Source organism: Haladaptatus sp. HS23 (genome assembly GCF_056892285.1).
Genome location: NZ_JBXGLH010000060.1, coordinates 1 through 500, shown reverse-complemented (window position 1 = coordinate 500; position 500 = coordinate 1). Strand labels below are relative to the sequence as shown.

Genomic DNA, 500 nt, shown 5'->3' with positions numbered 1-500 from the left:
CGGGCTCTTGCTCTCACAACCCGTACCGATTATCGGCACGGTGGGCCGTTACCCCACCGTCTACCTAATCGGCCGCAGTCACATCCTATAGCGCCGGAGCGTTTCCGGCTCCCTGCAGCTCCAGCAGAGGAGCGTTATCTAGGATTAGCCTCAGTTTCCCGAGGTTATCCTGGTCTATAGGGTAGTTTGACCACGTGTTACTGAGCTTTCCGCCACGAGTCTAAACTCGTGCAACTAGCATGGCTAAATCGAACTCCAATAGCAATGGCCTCCGGCAGGATCAACCGGAATGGTTGCCGAGCAGTAACTGCTCGGTGGGTCTGGCGGAAGCATGCTAATGCATGTATAGTGTCGCATATACGTTGGTCCGTCAGTTCGACGACCCCGAACCAAGTAACTGGACGGGTGTCACCGAACTGCCAGGGCTAACATCAGATTCCATCGTATACGGCTGACCGCAGGGGTGGAATCCTCATTTCCTTCGGACTTGAGTGGAGGCA

Annotated in this window: 1 rRNA gene; it reads right to left on the bottom strand. The window is 55.2% G+C overall.

The window, feature by feature from the left end:
* Positions 1 to 291: ribosomal RNA gene (locus AC1XDK_RS30805) — 16S ribosomal RNA — on the bottom strand; the annotation flags it as partial.
* Positions 292 to 500 lie beyond the last annotated feature (209 nt).